The following is a 244-nucleotide window of genomic DNA, read 5'->3' as shown; positions in this document are numbered from 1 at the left end:
GGCACGGTGGGTCTGGTCCAGCAGGACGCAACCAGTCGTGACATCACGGTGGCAAAAGACGCTGACGGTTCGGTGATCAACGTGGCGGGCACCGCGGGCAACCGTACGGTGACGGGGGTGGCTGCGGGCGCAGTGCGGGCATCGAGCGTGGACGCGGTCAACGGTGGCCAGTTGTACGGCACGGCGTCGAGCACGGCCCGGGCGCTGGGTGGTGGTTCGATCGTGCTTGCGGATGGCTCGATCA

1 protein-coding gene is annotated in these 244 nt (G+C 68.0%); it reads left to right on the top strand.

All coding sequences use genetic code 11. From position 1 onward, the window contains the following. Positions 1-244: hypothetical protein (locus tag AB3X96_RS43030; protein WP_368594470.1), on the top strand; the 244-nt coding region annotated here is incomplete at both ends.

The organism is Paraburkholderia sp. BR13439 (genome assembly GCF_040948805.1).
Taxonomy (GTDB): domain Bacteria; phylum Pseudomonadota; class Gammaproteobacteria; order Burkholderiales; family Burkholderiaceae; genus Paraburkholderia; species Paraburkholderia youngii.
The sequence above is the reverse complement of the archived record's forward strand: the minus strand, read 5'-3'. Positions and strand labels throughout refer to the sequence as shown.